The 20,956-nt window shown below is 38.9% G+C and carries 11 protein-coding genes and 1 pseudogene; 2 read left to right on the top strand and 10 right to left on the bottom strand.

Annotated elements, in window-relative coordinates; all coding sequences use genetic code 11:
* Positions 1-33: 33 nt before the first annotated feature.
* Entirely contained in the window at positions 34-3,966 is a 3,933-nt protein-coding gene (locus ACM0OY_RS14035) for a CHAT domain-containing protein (protein ID WP_414569458.1), read from the bottom strand.
* Between the two features lie 98 nt (positions 3,967-4,064).
* Entirely contained in the window at positions 4,065-4,646 is a 582-nt protein-coding gene (locus ACM0OY_RS14030) for a hypothetical protein (protein WP_414569457.1), read from the bottom strand.
* 397 nt (positions 4,647-5,043) lie between these two features.
* Between ACM0OY_RS14030 and ACM0OY_RS14025 the strand changes: the two genes are divergently transcribed.
* The gene (locus ACM0OY_RS14025; RefSeq protein ID WP_414569456.1) at positions 5,044-5,883 is read left to right on the top strand and encodes a hypothetical protein; all 840 of its coding nucleotides are present in this window, start codon (positions 5,044-5,046) and stop codon (positions 5,881-5,883) included.
* 105 nt (positions 5,884-5,988) lie between these two features.
* On the opposite strand, the gene psbA is transcribed toward ACM0OY_RS14025, so the two are convergent.
* The 3 genes and pseudogenes from psbA to ACM0OY_RS14010 all read right to left on the bottom strand — a co-directional run bounded on the left by psbA (position 5,989) and on the right by ACM0OY_RS14010 (position 11,634).
* Positions 5,989-7,074 carry a photosystem II q(b) protein gene (gene psbA / locus ACM0OY_RS14020; protein WP_414569455.1) on the bottom strand — a complete coding sequence of 362 codons (1,086 nt, stop codon included), beginning with the start codon at positions 7,072-7,074 and terminating at the stop codon, positions 5,989-5,991.
* Positions 7,075-7,381: 307 nt separating this feature from the next.
* Positions 7,382-8,723: pseudogene (locus ACM0OY_RS14015) on the bottom strand (transposase).
* Between the two features lie 358 nt (positions 8,724-9,081).
* Positions 9,082-11,634, bottom strand: a complete 2,553-nt coding sequence (locus ACM0OY_RS14010; protein WP_414569454.1) for a beta-propeller fold lactonase family protein — start codon at positions 11,632-11,634, stop codon at positions 9,082-9,084.
* A 732-nt stretch (positions 11,635-12,366) separates the two neighbouring features.
* On the opposite strand from ACM0OY_RS14010, the gene ACM0OY_RS14005 reads away from it, so the two are divergent.
* Positions 12,367-13,827, top strand: a complete 1,461-nt coding sequence (locus tag ACM0OY_RS14005; RefSeq protein ID WP_414569453.1) for a CHAT domain-containing protein — start codon at positions 12,367-12,369, stop codon at positions 13,825-13,827.
* Between the two features lie 74 nt (positions 13,828-13,901).
* On the opposite strand, the gene ACM0OY_RS14000 is transcribed toward ACM0OY_RS14005, so the two are convergent.
* The 5 genes from ACM0OY_RS14000 to ACM0OY_RS13980 all read right to left on the bottom strand — a co-directional run bounded on the left by ACM0OY_RS14000 (position 13,902) and on the right by ACM0OY_RS13980 (position 20,830).
* Positions 13,902-14,741, bottom strand: coding sequence for a DUF928 domain-containing protein (locus ACM0OY_RS14000; RefSeq protein ID WP_414569452.1), 840 nt, complete (start codon positions 14,739-14,741; stop codon positions 13,902-13,904).
* 466 nt (positions 14,742-15,207) lie between these two features.
* Positions 15,208-17,100: a CHASE2 domain-containing protein gene (locus ACM0OY_RS13995; RefSeq protein WP_414569451.1), complete on the bottom strand. Its 1,893-nt coding sequence runs from the start codon at positions 17,098-17,100 to the stop codon at positions 15,208-15,210.
* A gap of 174 nt (positions 17,101-17,274) precedes the next feature.
* Complete coding sequence (locus ACM0OY_RS13990) at positions 17,275-17,952, bottom strand: response regulator transcription factor (RefSeq protein ID WP_414569450.1); 678 nt, start codon at positions 17,950-17,952, stop codon at positions 17,275-17,277.
* Between the two features lie 790 nt (positions 17,953-18,742).
* Positions 18,743-19,228, bottom strand: coding sequence for a hypothetical protein (locus ACM0OY_RS13985; protein WP_414569449.1), 486 nt, complete (start codon positions 19,226-19,228; stop codon positions 18,743-18,745).
* Positions 19,229-19,420: 192 nt separating this feature from the next.
* On the bottom strand, positions 19,421-20,830 hold the full coding sequence (locus ACM0OY_RS13980) for an HlyD family secretion protein (RefSeq protein WP_414569448.1): 1,410 nt from the start codon (positions 20,828-20,830) through the stop codon (positions 19,421-19,423).
* Positions 20,831-20,956 lie beyond the last annotated feature (126 nt).

Below are 20,956 nucleotides of genomic sequence, written 5' to 3'. Positions count from 1 at the left end.
TTTACTATGTAGCCTGTGAAAATTCAGAGATACTTACTTAGCCTCACCAATAAGTGTAAATCCTGCCCAAGTTGTAACCTGATTAGGATATTCCTTCATGGTTGCTAGCATAGCTTGTCGTAAAGCCTGCGCCTTACCAGATGGAAGAGCTTTGTAGAACTCTTTCATCAAAAAGATTGTTGGCACTTCATTTACTGACCATAATGAAACAACTGCACTCGGAATACCAGCAGCAATGAGAGACCGAGACAGCCCATTCACTCCATCTCCTGTTATTTTACCTTGCCCAGTTTCACAAGCTGCAAGAACTATTAGTTCAGCATGTAGAGGACTACCTTTTGGGGGAGCATACAAATTGAGGAGTTTGCCAGCCGTAAGTTCTCCATTATCATTACTCCCCTCTGGGGTTAAGGCAATCCAACTATCCAACGGATGCTCTTCGTCAAACCCTGAGTGAGTTGCCAGGTGGATAATCCGAGCCTGAGGTAGAAGCTTCAGAATGGTTGCCTTGGTTGCATCCCTGCCAATTATGGCTTGAGTATTCAACTGTGCTGCGATGTCCTTAGCTCCCTGTTCCCAATTTTTGAGATCATCTAGTGGTTTAGGTCTTGGCGCATACACAGGATTACCAACAACTAAATTCTGTTTTGAGACTCCAGCATTTTGTTGTCGCAGTCGATGGGTTGAGTCTAAAGCCTGAATGGAAGGAGCTGTAAGAATAGTATGTTTCTCAATCAGATACTTTCCGTCAGCATCCAGGAGTGCTGGAAAAGGAACAAGAAATAAGTCTTTTTGAGGTATAAAAATGATGTGGGCATTGGGATCTGATGGTAAAAGTTCAGAGATTGGTTGAATCAGCAACTCATGAAGCTGTTGAAAATAAGCAGTAGGGTTATTTGCTTGACTATTATCTCGTTGTTCAAAAATGGCTTTACGAGTTTCAGCAATTAAACTTTCAAGAGTGGTTTTCTTCTGCTCTAGGGACTTCAGGCTAACCTGCTTAAAGTTGACTTGTCCCGTAGGCTGAACTACCCAGATAAACAGATATGGCTCCTTGCCAGCGTTTTCAATAATTGAATATTGAACTAGAGTAGCAGCTTGTGTTCTGGCAATCTTCTGAATTTGCTCAAGGGTTGGTGATTCAGCACTAGTTTGAGTGGAAGTAGTCGAGAGTCTAGTTGCCAACAAATCTGCCAACGCTCTAGCTCTAGACTTCTCTGAGGCAACTAGCGCACCTTTTTCATCACCTAATTCGACTAGTAACGAAATTAACTTCTGGAAAAAGGGCTGTCCTTTATCTAATGCTTCAATTTTTGGGGCATCATCGACCAACTTTTTCCGCCAACGCTCGATGTCTCTATCCAGCTTGTTTGCTGTTTCTGTGGCTTGGCGTTTGTTATCTTCAAATTGTTTTTTGGCATCAGTTTTTGCTAGGGTTTTATGCTCACAATCTAGCTCAACAGAGAGACTATAAAGGGGAAGAGCTAAATACAAATTTCCACCGAAAAGTGTTTTTTCTACTAATGTTAAATTGTGGCTGCTTTCGAGAGTCTGTTCAATACGTTTTTCCAGATATCTTGCCTGACTTATGTTTATCTCATTAAGTTTATAAGCATCACAGTCCCTTGGAAAAGCTTGAATAATAGTATCAAAATCTTGCAGGAGAGCTAGTGCTGTCTGTCCCTTATGTAGAATCCTCTCCTGTGCAAAGATATCATCCGTCTCAGAATCTAGTTGGGCTTTTTGGCTTTTGAGGATTTTAGTGAGAGTAATCCAAGCTTCAACAGGATCTGCTTGCCTTTGAGAAATTTTCGTCTCTATGTCAGCAAGTTGTTCGAGTTGCGTCTTTAACCTTGCCTGTAAATTTGCTAAGTAATTAACACGAAACGTCAATGCTTGAATAAATTCTTCTTGACGAGCAACAGGATAAATCTCTTCTTGATCCCGAACAAGTTTGAAATCTATTTCTTGATTCGCTCGTCGCACCGTAACTGTGACTGGTGTATCTGGTGCACCTCGCAGTTTTTCAGATGCCTGATCATCGTTCATACCCTCAGTACTACGTCCATTAATTTTCAATAAAATATCTTGAGGCAAAATACCTGCTTTTTCAGCAGGGTTGCCTTTAAATACTTTCCAGATAACCAGGTTTTGAGTTGTTTCATCTTTTTCTAAACCAATACCAATTATACCGATGAAATGATTGCCACTAGCAAGCTTCTTCATCTCAGCAAAACCATTTTGCAAAATTGCTAGTGTTTTTAAACTAGACTTCAAATGTTTGGTAAGACTGGCTGTACGTTGTCTATAAAGTCTGCCTGCCGATGTTTCTGGTTGAAGAAAAAGCTGGATATCTGCATAGTGATTTAGGCTATCCACTAGATTATCGTAGTCGCCAAGTTGGAAGTTGCATGGTATTGAAGTAAGACTAAGATTCCATGATTCTGAGAGGGCATTCCATTGTTGCTCAAACAATGAAACAGTTCCTTTGTGCCGTTCATCTCTATAAAAAGTGAATACCTTATCCAGTAGGGCTTCTGCCTGTTCACAGCGTCCTTCAGAGCCAAGTTCATCTCCTAGTCTACGAAGGTATTTGATATCTAATGGAGTGAGAGCTTGAGTAGACAAGGAGGCAGGTAATTGCCAAGTAGCAATCAGAGGGCTGGCTGTTTTGGAATCCTGGGTATTCCAAAGCCCAACTAGAGTACCTCCGATTAATCTAAGGAAGCCCTTACCCTGCCCTCGCTGATTGTCCTTCCAGGTAAACTCCAGTCGATTCTGACTTACAATTCTGCCCTCAATAGTTCCACTACCTTGCCCCTTGAAAGTCCCCCTGACCTGCTGACCATTCATCTCGAACTCAATCTGTCCAAACTCTTTTCCTTTCTCTTCACCACTTGTATTCCATCGTCCGTTAAAGCCAGATGCATTAAGAGAAGTACGCAATTGCTCAGTCAATTGGCTTTTCTGAATTCTGCCTGTAATTTTCGCTTCGTAGGTGCTGGGTTGATCATCATAAGGAGAAATCCCTCTAGCATGAACTTCTCCCGTAACCTGCTCACCCTGGATAGAAAGCATCGCCGTTGCGGCTTCACCCATAACAGGTACAGGATCGGTAGACGTGGATCTAACAGAAGGTAAAGTCCACCATGCGATCGCACCCATTTTTTTTCCAGGCTTAAACTCAATTTGAAGTTGGCTACTAATATTACCCTGAATCTGAATACTAGGATTTGGTAAATCTCCCGTACTCCAATTAAATTTACCGTGAGTTATGGGTAAATCTGGATCGACTAGAAAAGAAACATTTGAAAGACGTTCATCCTTACCAAGAGTGATAAAAAGAAAGCCGGGAAGCCTACTAAAAGCACCAGCCTCTGTTTTGCCCTCAAAAGTAACATCAAATATACGTATCGGTATTTTAATTGCGGCTGGAAGCGGTTGAGAAACAGGTGTTTTCTCAATAGCTGGTTGTTTAACTGTTCCAGGAGGTAGCTGGGTTAGAGACTGCTGGGTAACTCTAGCTATCTGGCGAGGATCTTGCCAGCTTGAGTTGGTATAAATGGCATCTAAAACCCAGTGTTCATCGTCCTTACGAATAACACCATCCAGGGAAACTCGCAAACTTGATGATTGTTGCTCTGCTTGGAACTCCAACCTATCTTCAAACTGTGTATAAGTTCCTGAAATTGGTGGTAGTTTAACACGAGAGGAATTTACCTGGGAGGGTATAAAGATAAATTTGCCATCAGGATAAAAGATCCATCCAGCATCTTTGAAAATCTCCTGTATTGACTGTTCCTCCTGAATTCCCCTTAAAAGACTGATCTTTGAACCGCTGCTTGCTTTCAGATTCAGCAGCGCACTGGCTTGATCATTTCGAGGCTGAATTACTAAGAAAAGTAGAAAAGTAAGAAGCGGTAAGGCTTTGATGCCTGTTTTTTTAACAACATACAGAAGGCGCATAGGAAATACCTTTTAGCTCACTCACAAAAATTGATATTTACTGATTTGATTGAGGTTCAAAACATTGCTTAAGCTAATCTGTTCAACAAGTTTTATGTTCACCTAGCAACAACAACACTTAAGGTCACTTTATTTCCATCAGGAAATAACAATTCCGTAACCGTATAGCTAGCAATTGGTCTTTTGCACACATCAGAATCTGTTACACACGGTAGTCTGATCTCAGCGCGATTTCCATTGGGTTGAATCGTCACGTTTGCCAATGGAATATTAGACCAGTTTCTTGCCTCTCCGCCTTGTAAAGGACTTAGACGTTTACCTGTAATCGGATCGATGCTCCAAAACCTAATTATTGCAACTTGAGCAATGGGGATTAACTCAGGCTTCCCATTTTGTAGAAGTAGTGTAAACTTCCGTCCCTTGGGGTTAATAGCGGTTAGCTTGCCAAATTTAGAGCCGCCGCTTTTGAGTGTAACTTCCGTAGAAGCAGGCATTACGGCTGAGACGTTCTGCACTTGTGACTGTGCGACTATTACTGGAGCTAGTTTAGTTTTAGAAGCAGAAACTACTGCTACTGGAGCTAGTTTAGTTTTGGAAGTAGAAACTACTGCGGCACACCCTCCAAACCCAATTGTTGTAGCTAAAAGTATATTAACTAGCTTCATATAAGGGATGTACATAATTTTTGGCACTCTTCAGCAATTTCCTAAGTATGTTTGGAGCATAGGTTACAAACTTGAAGAAGTTGTGAGGAGAATTTTAATAAACACAAACTTCATTAAAAGTTAACAATTAGCTAGCCTGAGTCAGTATTAGCAGCAAGATGGAGTATTCCTATTACCAGTTTTATGTCAATATATAATTCATAATAATGTTGCAATTTTGGCAGGTAAATCTTTTTATTCAACCAATTACTAGTAGCCCTTAATCGTCGATTCCCGGATAGATATTTTCAAGTTTTACGAAGGCGTTTTCAATAGTTAATTGTGAAGTTTATCCGGCAATCATCAAGGATGACCTACTAGCCCTTCTATACTCGCTGAATATAGTTTTGTCAGTTTTGTAGCTGAGGCTTCCATGTCTGAAACTTCTCAAACCACTAATGAATCTAAAATTTTAGGCGCATTTGCTGGTGCGCTCACTCTTTTTAGTATTGCTCTCTACTTTACAGGTTGGATTTATCGCTGGGCATATTTTGGCTCTTTTCGGATAAATATCCTATCACTCGATCTACCTACACAATCATTTTTCATTATTCCAATCCAAGTTTTCCTTGGAAGCTGGCAGGCATTTTTATTAACCCTGCTATTAATCCTTGGCTCAATTGTTCTAGTTCCTGTTTTGCTAAAGGGGACTTCAATGAGATTAGAGAATTTTTCTCCTAGAAACAATCGACGAGGAAATGTTGATAGCTGGCTAAGTATTGTACACAGGCAGATTGTTAAAAGCTTAAACTCACCATTACTTAGAGATTTAGTAATAGTAGCTTGTATTTTAACAGTTTTATTTTGGATAGCACGATGGAAGGGAGAGGCAGACGCTTGGGAAGCTATGTTTAATGACACTTCTCTTCTACCTGTCATTACATTAGTTCAGCCTGAAAAAGGATTGGGGTTAGGATATAGCCCGAAAGATAAAACTTATTCTTTGTCAGACAAAGTTCGCATTATTGGAGATGTAGGACTTTTTGAGAATTACTTGCGGGGGTCAGAGGTTAAAATTCCTGGTAGTTCATCTCAAATTGGCGATTGGCGTTTACTCGTCAGCAGTAAAGGGTGGCTCTACCTTTTTCAAGGATTACCCCCAAATTCAGATCCTAAAAAACGTCCTCGTCCCTTAGTTCTGGCTGTTAGAGAAGGTGGCGGTGAGCAGTTGATGATTCTTAGCCCCAGCGCTTCTAAGGAAAAGTCTCCATAGGCGTATTAAGATAATATTTTTCTTATAAAAAGCAACCCGAAGCCTTTTAACTTGGGTTGCTTACACTATTTTTGAGGAATTAAAACGAACAGAACTCAGAATTAATTAACCGTGAATAGCAGGAGCAACCAAAGCTACAGGTTGAATCTCTCCAGCAGCTAAATCTAAGGGAAAGTTGTGAACGTTGCGTTCATGCATTGTTTCCATTCCCAAGTTAGCGCGGTTTAAAACATCAGCCCAAGTATTAATTACACGACCTTGAGAATCAAGAAGGGACTGATTAAAGTTCAAACCATTGAGGTTAAAGGCAAAAGAAGATACGCCTAAGGCAGCACACCAGATACCAATTACTGGCCAAGCACCTAAGAAGAAGTGTAAAGCACGACTATTATTAAAAGATGCGTATTGAAAGATCAATCTGCCGAAATAACCGTGAGCCGCAACAATATTGTAAGTTTCTTCTTCTTGACCAAATTTGTAACCGTAGTTTTGGGATTCAGCTTCAGAAGTTTCCCGGACTAAAGACGAAGTGACTAGAGAACCGTGCATGGCAGCGAATAAAGCACCACCAAAGACACCAACTACTCCCAACATATGTAATGGGTGCATAAGAACGTTGTGTTCTGCTTGCAGTACAAACATGAAGTTGAAAGTACCACTAATCCCTAAAGGTAGACCGTCAGAAAAAGAGCCTTGACCCACAGAGTAGACTAATAGTACCGCAGTGGCAGCAGCAACAGGTGCGCTGTAGGCGATACAAATCCAAGGACGCATCCCTAAGCGATAAGATAATTCCCACTGCCGACCCATATAGCAGAAAATACCAATCAGAAAGTGGAAAATAATCAACTGGTAAGGGCCGCCATTATATAACCACTCATCTAAGCTAGCCGCTTCCCAAATAGGATAAAAGTGCAGACCAATGGCATTGGAACTAGGCACAACCGCAGCAGTAATGATGTTATTGCCATAGAGCAAAGCACCAGCGACAGGTTCACGAATACCATCTATGTCTACAGGTGGTGCGGCAATAAAAGCGATGATAAAACAAATGGTTGCCGTTAAGAGTGTGGGAATCATCAGTACGCCAAACCAACCAATGTACATACGGTTGTCAGTACTGGTAATCCAATTGCAAAATTTCTCCCAAAGATTGTTACTACTTTGGCGTTGTTGCAGAGAAATAGTCATAATGTTTAATTCCGAGGTTAATCGTTGTTCAAGGCAAGTTAACCTTATATAATTTATATAACCATATAGTTATATAAGTTGTCAAGCAAAATATCGTATTGTTTTTGACTTCTTTTTATAGATGGTGAGATTGAGGCGTGGCAAGCGGAGTGTAATCGAGACTGGGCTTTCACTTGAATGAATCCTGAAAAGATGACCCCAACACCCCAACAAGCAATTACCAAAAGTTGCCAAGAACCAAATTATGATTCCAAACGCACCCATCTCTCCGGAAAAAATCGCTCTCTTATGCAATACCTTAGCCAATTTACGAGGGTTCAATACCTGTGGAAACGGTATGAATACGTCCCAGGGAAGTAAGCTTGGCAAAAATTTGCGCTAATAAAATAGGCTCAGGCTTTTGAGGAAGTATTTTTAACATTTCACGGACATATCGAAAACCACGGTAATAAGCTTTCAGATCAATAATGCCAGAACCAGGATTATGTTTACGGAAATCAGCGAGAAGATGATGGGATAAATTAACCATAAAGAATGCAAGATTAGCAGCATTAGTCACAGCAGTTTGGGAAGAATTCATAAAATCTTCTAAGCCCCAGAATTGCTTGGCATCCCGAAAATTAAACTCGATTTGGAAACGAAGCTTGTAATAGTCAATAATTTTGTCAGCCGTCAAATCTAAGTCGCTGGAAAATAAAATTACATGGCTACGTGTATTGGCTTTAAGATTAGTTTTGACTAAAATAACTACATTGAGAGACTGGGCAAATTCTTTGTGAAGAAGAGTAGCTTGATAAATACAGGAAAGAATTCGATCTTCAATATCACTTTTACACAAATATTTCTCAGGTAGATTACGGTAGTCTAGTTTTTCTCCGTATTTACGACGAGAACGTTTATTCGAGTCAGGATTTTCATAAGGAATGTATAATGCTGAATCATGGCGGAGCTTGGAAATTATGTGCAAGTTAACTTGTCGTGCCATCTGCAAGGCATTGTTATTACCAAAATGACCGTCTACTACTAAGTAAGTCAAGGGGATAAAGTTAGCTGCTAGCTCGAATAGTGACTTAATCATCTTTTTAATTAACAATAGTTCAGATGTTAATATCACTTCGGCTTTATTTTTATTTTTACTGCCTTTTGGTCGTCCCCTTCCACGTTTGTCTTTGGGTTTTATTTTTTTGATTGGTCTGGTGCTATTTATTTGGGGATCACTTTTGATTACCTGTTCTATCCCAATAGGAAATGACTGTCTTCCTGACACACTTACTAATGACAATGCGAAGAAAGATAAACCATTAATTGGTTTACTGCTCAAGCTAGAAAAAAATCTATCTACCCCGTATGTTTGCTTACCCGATTTACTAACTACAACTTCATCTCCTGCAAGCAAATACACATCCTGCTCTCGCCACAAATGTTGACGAAAAAACAGCCAAAACAATGTTGCCCAAGGTATGACTGTCCTTGAAAAATCTTCCTATTGTCCGATAGCTACCGCGTTCCCCTGTCCAACGGGCAATTCCCAACATCGTGACTCGACCACTCATAGCTAACATTGCCAGGATGATTTGATTTAATTGCCGCATCGTTGTCGCGTTTATCTGCGGCAGGAGGCATTGCAGGAGTGATAAGATGTCGGGCATGGGTTGATTGTGGGTTTTGAGTTGTCGTTTGGGAAGACAATAACTCTACTACATCAGCCCTCTCTCTTCACCCTCTTATTTTGGCTAAGGTATTGTTATGCCAATACCTTTGCCAAAATAAGAGTCTAGAAAAATTTTGGCAAAAACTGGCAAAATTACCCATACATAAACCTTCAGCTTATAAGGGAGCTTGAACTGTCAGAACCTTTATCCTCTATGCAATACACTAAAAAATACCTTGCGGGAAACCTGAAAGGAATTTTTAGAACTGATTGTTTTTGCCCAGCTTCGGAGGAATAAGAGTTTGGACATCTAATCACCCTCGTAAATTGGCAAAGGTATTGTTATGCAACGCCAATTAGACCACTAAACTTAAATTAACCCGCACAATTACATCGTTATAATCTCTATCCCCGCCATTGATTAGATCCTCAAAACCAAAGGTATTATTACCCAATAAGTGGACATGATCTGTCTTGTCAGTGTTAGCACCTAAAAATGGAAAGTAAACTGCCGGATCGTTATCAAAATCTCCATTCAAAATAGTATCGGGTGTACTATTAACGATGATAAATGGTACGAAAATAGATCCAGGTTCAAAAGTACCAGTGTAAGTTGCTGTACTTTGGTTGCTCGCACTCAAGTCAATCCCACTGACACGTCCACGCACCGCCGCTTGCGTATAACCATGCTGCCCGACTAAGATATCTGCTGTACCATTCCCGTCGCTATCAATCCCACCATTTTCATCAACTACTTGATAAAAGCCAACAAAATTATCAAAAGCTGCTTCTCTATTGAGAATAAAATCAGCTTTCACTAATTGCCTTGCTCCCCGCAAATCAATCACTTCACCTTGATGTTTTTCTTGAAGAGTTATACCTGGGGGGAAATTTTGTTGTGTAGTTTCAATTTTTACCGCAAAATCTGAGTATTTCAAAGAGAAGCCATTATTTGCTACCTGAATATTTTCCGGTGATAAAAATACCACTTCTGAGAAGGAAAGTTGTCCCGATAATACCGAATGAGTTGTGCTATTAGGTATTAAATAAAATCTGAGATTTTCCCCAGAATTAAATTCTAGTATTCTTGTCAGTTTGGTGGGATTAAAACCATTGGGTGGATTAGCTAGAGAAAATAAAACTACCTTGGATCGTCCTAATGCTATGCGAGTGTAATCATTTGTACCTGGAGCTATACCGCCAATATTACCTTGTGCATCATCAACGTTAAATACTCCTAATTCATAGATGATACTTGAACTATAGTTGGTCACTTGAAATTGGAGTTTTGCTTTGGCAGTAATATTTGAATTTTTGATAGTAAAAATATCATCTTTACTGTTGATTAATACTGTTCCTTGAATATCATTTTTACTGTCGATTACTGATGGTTCCTGAACATCATCATCTTTATCGTCGGTTATTGACGTTCTCTGAACATTGATAGTTAATTTATTAACTTCAGCGCTATCTTCTGCACCATCATTAACTTGAAACTGAAAACTAGCATAATTATCACCGATCGCAGTTTCATCAGTTTTGAACTTTAACTCGCTCAATTCTTCGATCTGAATAGTTTGTCCAACCACAATCAGTTCGCCATCAGTGAGCTTTTGATCGTCATTGCTATCTAGAAACAGCTTTCCCAATTGCGGTAGCGTGACAATTTTCACTGCTTGCAAACTGTCGTCACTGTCAGCATCATTAAAAGGAAAGTCAGCTGCTTTAAAGGTGTAGAGGCTGTCTGGCTGAGTGTAGATGTTGGTATCTGTGGAAGTAGGAAGGGCATTCTGGCTAAACACCGCTACAGCCGAATCCCCAAATCCTGCTGCATAGATAAATTTACTATCAGGGCTGGTGGTGAGGGAGAAAACACCATCTAGCCCATCTACACCGTCGGTATTATCTTGTTGAACTTCTATGAAAGTCAGTTTACCTGTGGTTGCATCCCGACGAAATACTGCCACTGAGTCATCTGGAAATATAGCAGCATACAAGAACTTACCATCGGGGCTGATACTGATGGCATTTACACCAGCTAGTCCATCAGTATCGGATGCAGCATCTTCTTGAAGTTCTACTAAACTCAATTCACCTGTGGTTGTGTTACGCCTAAACACTCCTATGACACCACTAACTCCAACCCCATAAAGGAATTTCTCATCGGGGCTGATGGTAAGAGAGTAGGGAATAAAAGGCTCATCAATACTATCTGTGTAATCTTTTTGAACTTCTACGAAATTCAGTTCACCGGTAATCAGGTCGCGTTCAAATACTGCTACAGCTGCATCATCAATTCCAGTTGCATAAAGAAATCTATCGTCAGGGCTAATAATCAGGGAGTAAGCACCATCAAGCCCATCCACATCCTCTGTATCATCTTGTTGAAGTTCTACAAAACTCAGTTCACCAACGATCGCATCTCGTTTAAATACTGCAATAGCATCTTCATCGGAAGCTGTTGCATAGAGAAATTGACCGTCAGGACTGATGGTGATGGCGGTAACACCACTCAGTACTTCATTATCTTGTAGAAAGTTTACAAAACTCAACTGGCCTGTAGTCGTATCCCGCAAAAATATAGCGATCGCTGCATCATCAGATCCAGCTACATACAGAAAGTTAGCATCAGGGCTAATGGCGATCGAATAAGCACCACCCAGCCCATCGATATCGTCTGTATCATCCTGTTGTACTTCTACAAAATTTAGCTTACCTGTAGTTTGATCCCGTCGAAATACGGCGATCGCTGACTCATTAAAGAATTCCGTCAACTGATTATCTAATGCTGTTGCATATAAGAATTCGCCGTCAGGACTGATAGTCACAGAACTGGCGAAATTCAGCCCAAATACACCATTTGTCTGGTTTTTTTGAACTTCTACAAAACTCAAAATTTTGTTAATCATGGTGATTATCCTTGTTTTTTTTATACACACAAACACGTAAAAAATACATGATTCCTGCTCAGTAAATCTTCACTTGGTTTGCAGTATTAGTTAGAAATCAACATCCCATTCGTCTCGGTGCGTTCAAGTAAAGACATTTATCCCTCTTCTGTCACTTTCCGAAAATATTTGCCATTTCTGAATTCTAGAGCTTTTGTATAGCAAGCAATAGCGCGATTATTTTCTAATAACAAATACAAGATCTATTTTTTTCTAATAGTATAGCTTGTATTGATTGGCTCATGAGGCTTCTAGCGATCGCTCTTCCGGAGAGTGACAGAAGAGGGATATTGACAGTAATTTTCAGATAACTAGACCGCAATGTAGGAGTTTAGCAATCCTCAAACCTTACATTGCATGTAGTTCAAGTAAATTAAACTTGTTGTCAAATACAAGGAATCTTTTTCCGTTGAAAAAGTATTTAAACAACACATCTGTTGTATATCAAAAATTGTAAATCATTTAATTCATTTATTGAAAAAATTAGTGATAATCTCAATATAAATAATTATTTTCTAAAAAAGCTGGTGTGCAAAATAAATTTTAATATAAAGGTAAGGATGAGCTTCCAAGCTTTTCTCTTTGCCTTTGGCTACTGAACTGAGAATTATTGGTGCTGTTCTGCCAAACTAACTGTCGTTTGATAAGTATTTTGTCATATTCACTATAGAACATCCCTAATCAAATGCTCTTATGCCAAGTAAAAAGCAGTTTTTAATGTGGTTATTTATTTATGGTCTAATTTTGTGCTTAGAGTTAAATCAGATTTTATCGAGAACTTTGCAGATAAAATTTGGCGAGGAAACTACTGTAGTACAACAAGCAGATATTCTATATAAATTTGATAACCAGCAACACTTTCAACCAACATCTAAGATTTTAAAAGAAATTAATGGAGATATTTGTAATAAGCACGGATATCAGCAAGTTGATATTCAATATTGTATAGAAATATTGTATCGTCAACATATTGACAAAAAGCTCAGTCTATTAAAACAAAATATTAACAATTCAGGTAGTAATCTCAATGATGTAATTGCTGCTATTGATGATTTGCAAATGATAGAAATGCAAAATTATCATGTTGCAGATTATCAGTTATCTAGTGTATTGCCAAATCAATATAATTCAGTTTTCTTAGAAACTAAAACGGCAATTTTCCACTCTATTATTCTGGATAAACAAGCTGCCATCATAGTGAATTTACCTCATAAATATCAAAAATTTAAGTGGATAGATATTGATAACCAAGCTCTCAGGGAAGAGGTAAATAAATTTCGCATAGGTTTAGAAAATTATGGAGATATCACTTACAATCCCCAGCAAGCACAAAAGGTTTATGACTTAATTATTCGACCTTTTGTCAATGATTTAGAGTCTTTGCAGATCAAAACTCTAGTTTTCATCCCAGATGGAATTCTTCGGAGTGTACCAATGGCGGCGCTGCATGATGGTGAAAAATTTTTGATTGAAAAGTATGCGATCGCCACTACTCCTAGCCTAAGTCTGACAAATCTGCAAATATCAAGCAAAAAAATGCGGGCGTTAGTTGTTGGCTTAACTAAAAATGCCAAGGTTGAAGGTTGCAAATGTGAGGCTTTGAGTCACGTCGCCGCAGAAATCCGTCAAGTTCAACAACAGATTCCAGATAGCAAGCAGTTGTTAGATGAGAATTTTACACGCGATCGCCTCGAATCAGAACTCCACCAAAGTTTTTACCCCATTATTCACATTGCTACACATGGTGAATTTGGCCAGCTCGCTGATGATACTTTCTTGGTAACAGGTGATAATCAAAAGCTCACCATTACTGAATTAACCCGTATTCTCCGTAGTCTCAATCACGAGAATAAAACCATAGATTTACTGATGCTGACTGCTTGTGAAAGCGCCATTGGCAAAGATAATGCCGTTTTTGGATTTGCTGGAGTTGCAGTACAGGCTGGTGTAAAAACTGCCATAGCTCCCTTATGGTTGATTAACGATGCTGCTACTGTTAATTTAGTAACTAAGTTTTATGAAGCTTGGTGTCATTCTGGTGTAAGTAAAGCCGAGGCTCTACGCATAGCACAGCGATCGCTGATTGCAAGTGATGGAGCATTTTCTCATCCTGCATACTGGGCAGCATTTATACTTGTGGGAAATTGGTTTTAAGCAAGGAGACAAGGAGATAAATTTTCTTCATCTCCCCACCCATGTAGAGACGTGATTAATCGCGTCTCTACTCCCTACCTCCCATCGATAAAAGCGATATCGGTTAAATTCTTCCGTTCTACTGGTTTCTCTGATTGGGCAAGACTAGCTAACAAACTGATAAAGACTTGACTAAGTTCCTCTTGGGAAGTAGATGGAAGAACTTCTTTGATAGCGTCGTACCACATACCATATTTCCCATACAAATCGGCTTTGCTGAATCGATCCTTAGTAGTAGCCAAGTCATTGAAAAGAGTTTGAGGTACTGGTACAACTTCTATTTCTGCTCTGGCAATTGGATTATGAGAAGGGCGGTTAGGGTTACACAAACTTTGCAACTGCCAGAGATATCTTTTACCTACACTTAAGCCTGGTAAGTCATTTGATAAGGATCGCTGTATCAGTCCCGATGAACTTGAGAATATCTGTGTATAGCTATTGAGCTTTTTGGGTTTGAGGTTTGTATCGAATTCGTAGAGGCTAAATTGTATCGGTACAGACTGGTTATCAAGTACAAACCAAACAAAGGTAGGGTGAGTTGAAGTAGTTAGTCCTACATGGGTTATAGGGGCTAGTAGTATGGGCGTGGTAGCACTGCAACTTCCTCTGACACCTGATGAGTCTGAATAACCGCTTGGGGGTTTTTGATCTTTGGGTGGTTGATACCCACCCAGTGCAGTCTGACTTACACCTAGAATCGCACTCAAAATACAACTTGTTAAAATACTACTATGTAAAAATTTATGCAAGGATTTATTTTTGTCATCCATCCTTGGATCTATTTTACAGTTAGAGTTAGTGACTAAACTACAAATTGAACATTTTAATTCTCCCGTTTTTTCACATTGATTTTTGTTAATTAAAGATGCGTGCATGACCATCTTTCCTCCTTCAATATTGTGGTAATCAAATCATTAAAAAAACTTTAAATCTTATTTAATTTCATCAAAAAAATATACAGAAGAACCTATAAGTTACTTTTGTATTTTTAGAATACATATTAATACTACACTTTTATTACTTTATAGTCATAAAGATATGAATAAGTTTGACCTAAATTTTTTTACCTTTCATTCACAAATTAATTTAGTAATATTTTGTGTAGTTACAGCTAAAGTATTAACAGCAGTTTTATTACCAAAACTTAGTCATTTTCCTCTGCACCTCTGTACATGGCGTTAATGTCAGTAAAATACAATTCAAATATAAGGATCTTCTAAAGAAATTCACGTGTATACAAATTGAAATATCTTCGTTTTGCCTTAAAAGGCGTAACCTTCCCCGCTCGCCAAAAGCTGACAAGACCCGATTTTACTAGAGACTTCTCTCCTTGGCTAATGGTTACAGCCAAGACTTTGGCATTGGCCAAGACAACTCGCAAAGAGTACCTCTAGGAGAAAGAGATACACGCCGAAATTTGCCTTTGAATTGTCGAGCTAAGTTTCTAAACTGTTGAGTACCACGACCTTCTGTAGATGAAGTTATACCTAAACCGTTATCGACAATGCTTAGAGTGTACCAACCTTCAGATGAAGAACAAGTCACTTCGAGACGAGTTGCTCCTGTAGCGTGTTTACCAACATTGCATAAAGCCTCTTCTAGAAATCGACAAAGACTTTGCTTTTGTTCAATAGTCAAGTGTTGTTCATTTATCGGTTCAAAGTTACGAATTTTAATCCTGATGCTTTGAAAACAGGGGAACTCTCGCTCTAAGGTATAGGTGTAAACTTGATAAAGAATTTCGTGAAGAGGGTCTTTTAAGTTGAGGACTAGACTGTTTCCTAAATAAAGTCTGGCATCTTGGTCTATTGGTTCTCTTTGCAAAAATTCATAAATTCCTCGTAACTCCCGATTTAATTTTTCTAGTTCTTGTTCTATTTCTGCTAGTAATTGGCTGGTTGATAAATCTTTATCTCGTAAAAGTTTCAATACTTTAGCAAGGTTTTGCAAGGGGCCATTGTGAATCGTTTCAAATGTGCGTTCAATTATAGCTTGACGGGCTTTTATTCCTAAGTGTAAAGTTTGATAATTTTGATATAAAGCCGTAAGTTCGATACCATTTAAAATTAAAACTAGAAGTGTGGGAACTACCGGAACCCACCAACCCCAAATGAGTAAGAAATAACTAACAGCTACCAGGCTACAGCTAGCAAAAACAATAACTAAAAAATTACTCAGAGAAGAATTGGTTAACCTAGCACTAGCAATTCCTAAAATACCCCAAGCGATAATCCAGATATATTCCCATCCATCCTGCCAAGTTTTTAAGAGTGGTCTAGAGTCTAGCACTGCACTGATAATTTGGCTAACAGCGTGTGCTTGAATCTCTAATCCGTAAACTTGTCCGGTAGCAGGTTGAATAGATTCAATGGCTGAAGTTGTAATAAAGTCTTTCCGACTAGGGGAAGTGATGCCAATAATGACTATGCGATCGCGTATCCAGTCTGGATTGAATTTATCATTTTTGAGGTCATACAAAGATAAAGTTCTAAATCTGGCTCTACCACTGCGAAAATTGAGCAGTACCTGAACGCCACCTGCGTCAGTTCCCACATATCCCCCAGAGTTTGGGAAAAACCGGGGTAACTCAGTATTGCCCAACTTGATAGTAGCGCGATCGCGAATACCATTTTCTAAAGTAATTCCTTGCTGGGCTAAATAAACTTCCGCCAAACGTAAAGACAAAGATAACTTGTATCCACCAGATGATGGTGTTGACAACAAGCTTCGCCTTAATTTGCCATCGCTATCAATAATTTGATCTGCAAAACCAAGTTGTGCGGGTGATAATGTGGGAGGTGGAGGCACTTGGTCGGGTAATACTTTTTCAATAGCAATTAAATTTTGGACGCTTTGAAAAGCTGTAAGTAGTTCAGCATGGCCAGGGTTAACAGGTAAATCTCTATAGATATCCAGACCAATGACTCTCGCTTTATAAGTCTGTAATTTTAATAGCAGTTGAGCTAAATCGCGATCTGATATGGCAGAATTTAGGGCATACTCTTTGCGAATGCGAACATCATCTTCATTAATCCCCACGAGTAAAATTCTTTCATCTATAGGTTCTTCTGAACGTATCCGCAGAAAAGTATCAAAAGTTAGCCACTCTAAAGATTGCATCGCACCAGCTAGACGACCCAAAATTACCAGTGCCATTACTGCAACACCTGGTAAGGCACCTATACGCCAAATGGTAATTTCTTGTTTGATTCTTCTCCAAAGTCCAGGCTGCATAAGTGTCTGTTGTAATCTCTAGTGACTCCAAAAATAATTGGGGAACTATGGCGAGATATTAGATCCCCGACTTCTTGTATAAGTCAGGGATCTGTTGCTTAAATGTTACGACATCAAATGATGTAATTACGAATTACGAATTACGAATTACGAATTAGTGTAACGACACCGTAACTAATCAATTAATCCTTCTTCTCTAGCTCGCATTTCAGTTTGAATGCGGATATTTTTACCCTCTTCAGGATAAACATCTAAAGTATCTTGCAGCTTACTCCAATAATGACGTACCATGCGTTCCGATAGGCACATCCGTTCAGCAATGGTCTTATCTTGCAATCCTTCTCCAAATGCTAAAGTCAACATCCTGAGCCACTCTGGTTTAACTTCTAATCCCGAATGAATGCCTTTAATATCTTTTGTATGGGTTAATCCCTGTAATGCCCAATCAACTCTAGTCAACATTTCCTGGGTGGAAAGACTTTTATCAGCGACGGTAAAACCTCCTTTATGGCTATCAATATCAGGTCTGATTCTCACTAGAGTTCTGATATTAGCACTTTGCACTACAATATTTAGATGGGGGTAATTTTTCATCAAAGTGCGGAGGAGTTGCACACCTGTATCTGGTCTAGCTGTTGTTTTTGGGTTATCTGGAATCGACAAATCCATAACCACAATATCCGGCTGTGAGGTAGTCATCTGACTGAGAGCATTCTGAGCATTGACAGCAATCATTAATTCAGCATCAGGGAAATGTTTTTGCAACACATTGACTGTGCCAGATAATACTGATTCGTGGTCATCAATTACTAGAATTTTCAACAAAGCCTTTTCTGTTAAAACTTCTTTCATAATTAACGTCCCACTCCTTTAATACGTGTTTATCAATTTTTTACATAAATTGATCCATATATTTATTATATTAAAATGTCTATATACTAATAACTAAATTAAGAAGAATCACGTATTGTTTATTTAATGTAAACCTGACTTTTCACGTTATGTGGAAAAGCTAACGATTAACCTAACTCCATAACCCCCAACTCGTCGCGGGAAGGGGGAAAATTCAAAGTCTCTCTCCTTCTACGAGAGAGAAATAGAAGTGAGGTTTTCCAGATACCGCTGAATTGTCAGAATGTCAACAGAGTAGCTATCAAGTTGATGCTTGGATTTACAAGTTTTCCTTACCAATAAAAGTAGTAAATAACGATTAGATTATTTCTCCGATAAAATAATTTTCCCGATGTTAAAGCTCCAAAGCTTTTGCAAAGATAATCTAGTTTTCTCAAATTAGAATAAGAAATTAGCATAGATATATCAGAGTGCGTTATTGTTACAATTAACTGAGATAAGTTCTCCTGTTGTTGCAAACTAATGTTAATTGAACTTGGAGTCAACAATCCTGGCAAAGTGATGATAAGTAATTCTTCTAAAGCATTTAAAACTATCAGACTTTGTTTAGCTGGTTCATACCGCAGGGCGGCCGCATCATGTCAACAAGCAAAGTCTATTCTCAATAGAACTAAAATTAATGTCATTAACTCTTGCTTATTGCGAAAATTTTAGGCGATCGCTTTGGGGCTTAAAAAATAATCAAGCGCGAAATCCTGATTTTTTCGTTGGTTTTTAACCTTCGTTGTGATCAAGAGTAATTTAGATGCGTTTGCCCTGGTTCATACCGCCAGCTAAAGGGCATACTAATATGAAAATCTAGATGGGGATGGGAGACAATCCACGGTTCTAATAAATATTCAATAGCCAACGGCAAGTTATCTTCAAGGTAGGATGGAAATAAGCGATCGCTCAACTGTGCTAGCGAGCGATGTAAATGATCAATTTGTTTTAAGGAAGCTTGAGTTTTTTCAATAGATGATTCTGGGTTATCTATTGCTAATAACTCTAAATTTTGGCGAACTGTAAATAATTCTTGCAAGAAGTCTTCTCTGATTTTATTAGCTTCCACAGATAATTTAATAGATTGTCTAAAAGACCACCATTGCAATGCTTGCTGAATTCTATTGTAGGATTTAACAAACATAATCATGGTGACATTACTTCCCTCCAAATTTAAATTAACTACACTAGAATTTTTGCAAAAATCTTCTTTTCGCCTTGTTCTTCTTTGCACCTACCCTTCTCTTGGAGACGTTGCATGGACGGAAATGGCTAGCCTTCGCCAATGGCGAACGCCGAATGCACCTTTGCGTGAGAAAAATTATTTATGCAAGCAGTCTACACTAAAAAAATCAACCTTAATAAGAATATTAGGAGCAGTATTGTTGTTTTAAAAACATCCTCTAAGCTCTTATTTTTTCTAACTTTATAAATCAGTAATCAATCTAGCTTTTCTCAACATAAATTGCAGTGCTGTCTCCTCTTTAGAAATAATGTCGGCTTGAGCTTCCATACCAGATTGGAGATGACACTGGTGGCTATTTCCGAAGACGAGACTCTCAGGTTGAATAGTCACTTCAAAATAGCTAGCAGCAGGAGTTGTCGAACCTGATTTGGGGGTATTTGTATTACTATCGTTGGGGTTAATGGCATCTGGGGAAACAGCTTTGACAACTCCTTTGAGAGTGCCATAATCAGGATAGGGACAGGCATCAATTCGCAGTTGTGCTTTTTGACCAACGGCAATATTTTTAATTTCCTGAGTGGGAATAACTGCTTTAATAATTAGAGGAGCATTATTAGGAGCAATTTCCGCAACAGCTTCGCTTGCACGTAAAACTTGACCAGTATTGCGTAAATTCAGCTTGAAAATAATACCATCGCTGCTAGCCCGTAAAATAGTATCTTGCAGTTGTGTGGCTACCTGCTGAATTTCTTTTTGCGATTGTCCTATTTGATTTTGAATTTCCACTCGCCTCTGAATTAAGGCTTGTTTTTCTTTTTTGAGAGTAGCAATAGTGGCTTGGCCTCTAGCAGTTTCTTGAGCAATACGTTCTTGGGCGATCGCCACTGTAGCATTTGTTGGATTCACGGCAGCTTTAGCCGATTTAACTTGAGTTTGGGCTATATCAATGGATTTTCTGGCACCTTCCAGAATGGCTTTAGTCTGTTCAACAGCAAGTTTTTTCTGTTCATACTCACGTCCCCCAATTGCACCAACTTCTGTTAATTGTCGATAGCGATCGCGATCTACCTCAGCAAAACTTAAATCAGCTTCGGCTTTATGCAAATCAGCTTGGGCTTTTTCCAAATTGGCTTGTGCTGCTACTAATTCGCTGCTAGTGGTAATTTGCTTATCCTGATATTCTCTTTGACTGCGTTCCAAATCTGCCTTTGCAGAGATAACCGTTCGCTCTGATATTGTGATTTCCGCTAAAATTTGGGTATATAAAGCCCTAATTTGAGCATCAATTTGCAGAATTTGTAATTTATCCTGCTGAATGCTACCTTGCAGTTGGCTCTTTTTAATTTGCAATTGTTCATCTTCCAGGTAAGCGATCGCATCTCCCTTTTTGACACGCTGATTTTCTTTCACCAAAATAGTTTTCACTGTTCCTTCAGTTTTCGGTTGCACTAGGCGAATTTCGCCTGTAGGACGCACAGCCGCCGTCGCTTTTACTGTGACATTGTATTTTATCCATGAAGATAAACTAATACCAGTACCAACACTAGCGATCAGGAAAATTCCTGCTAATGATGTCCAACGGCTAATAGGCGGAAGAAACTCTTCGCTTTGAACTGATGATAGAACTTTTTGATTATAAGTGTAGAGCATAATTACAATTGAAAATTCAAAAATTTTTACTCGTTATTAGTCAATAGTCATTGATTATTAATTCTTCTGCCTCATCCCCCTCATCTCCTTCATTTCCCTAGTCCCTACTCCAATACAGTTCAGTTA

The sequence above is a fragment of the Nostoc sp. CCY 9925 genome (assembly GCF_963920935.1).
Taxonomy (GTDB): domain Bacteria; phylum Cyanobacteriota; class Cyanobacteriia; order Cyanobacteriales; family Nostocaceae; genus Nostoc.
The sequence above is the reverse complement of the archived record's forward strand: the minus strand, read 5'-3'. Positions and strand labels throughout refer to the sequence as shown.

What these genes read in the sequence shown, in the direction of transcription:
- ACM0OY_RS14035 (WP_414569458.1), bottom strand. Translation starts at nt 3,966, where the DNA reads ATGCGCCTTCTGTATGTTGTTAAAAAAACAGGCATCAAAGCCTTACCG.
- ACM0OY_RS14030 (WP_414569457.1), bottom strand. Translation starts at nt 4,646, where the DNA reads ATGTACATCCCTTATATGAAGCTAGTTAATATACTTTTAGCTACAACA.
- ACM0OY_RS14025 (WP_414569456.1), top strand. Translation starts at nt 5,044, where the DNA reads ATGTCTGAAACTTCTCAAACCACTAATGAATCTAAAATTTTAGGCGCA.
- psbA (WP_414569455.1), bottom strand. Translation starts at nt 7,074, where the DNA reads ATGACTATTTCTCTGCAACAACGCCAAAGTAGTAACAATCTTTGGGAG.
- ACM0OY_RS14010 (WP_414569454.1), bottom strand. Translation starts at nt 11,634, where the DNA reads ATGATTAACAAAATTTTGAGTTTTGTAGAAGTTCAAAAAAACCAGACA.
- ACM0OY_RS14005 (WP_414569453.1), top strand. Translation starts at nt 12,367, where the DNA reads ATGCCAAGTAAAAAGCAGTTTTTAATGTGGTTATTTATTTATGGTCTA.
- ACM0OY_RS14000 (WP_414569452.1), bottom strand. Translation starts at nt 14,741, where the DNA reads ATGCACGCATCTTTAATTAACAAAAATCAATGTGAAAAAACGGGAGAA.
- ACM0OY_RS13995 (WP_414569451.1), bottom strand. Translation starts at nt 17,100, where the DNA reads ATGCAGCCTGGACTTTGGAGAAGAATCAAACAAGAAATTACCATTTGG.
- ACM0OY_RS13990 (WP_414569450.1), bottom strand. Translation starts at nt 17,952, where the DNA reads ATGAAAGAAGTTTTAACAGAAAAGGCTTTGTTGAAAATTCTAGTAATT.
- ACM0OY_RS13980 (WP_414569448.1), bottom strand. Translation starts at nt 20,830, where the DNA reads ATGCTCTACACTTATAATCAAAAAGTTCTATCATCAGTTCAAAGCGAA.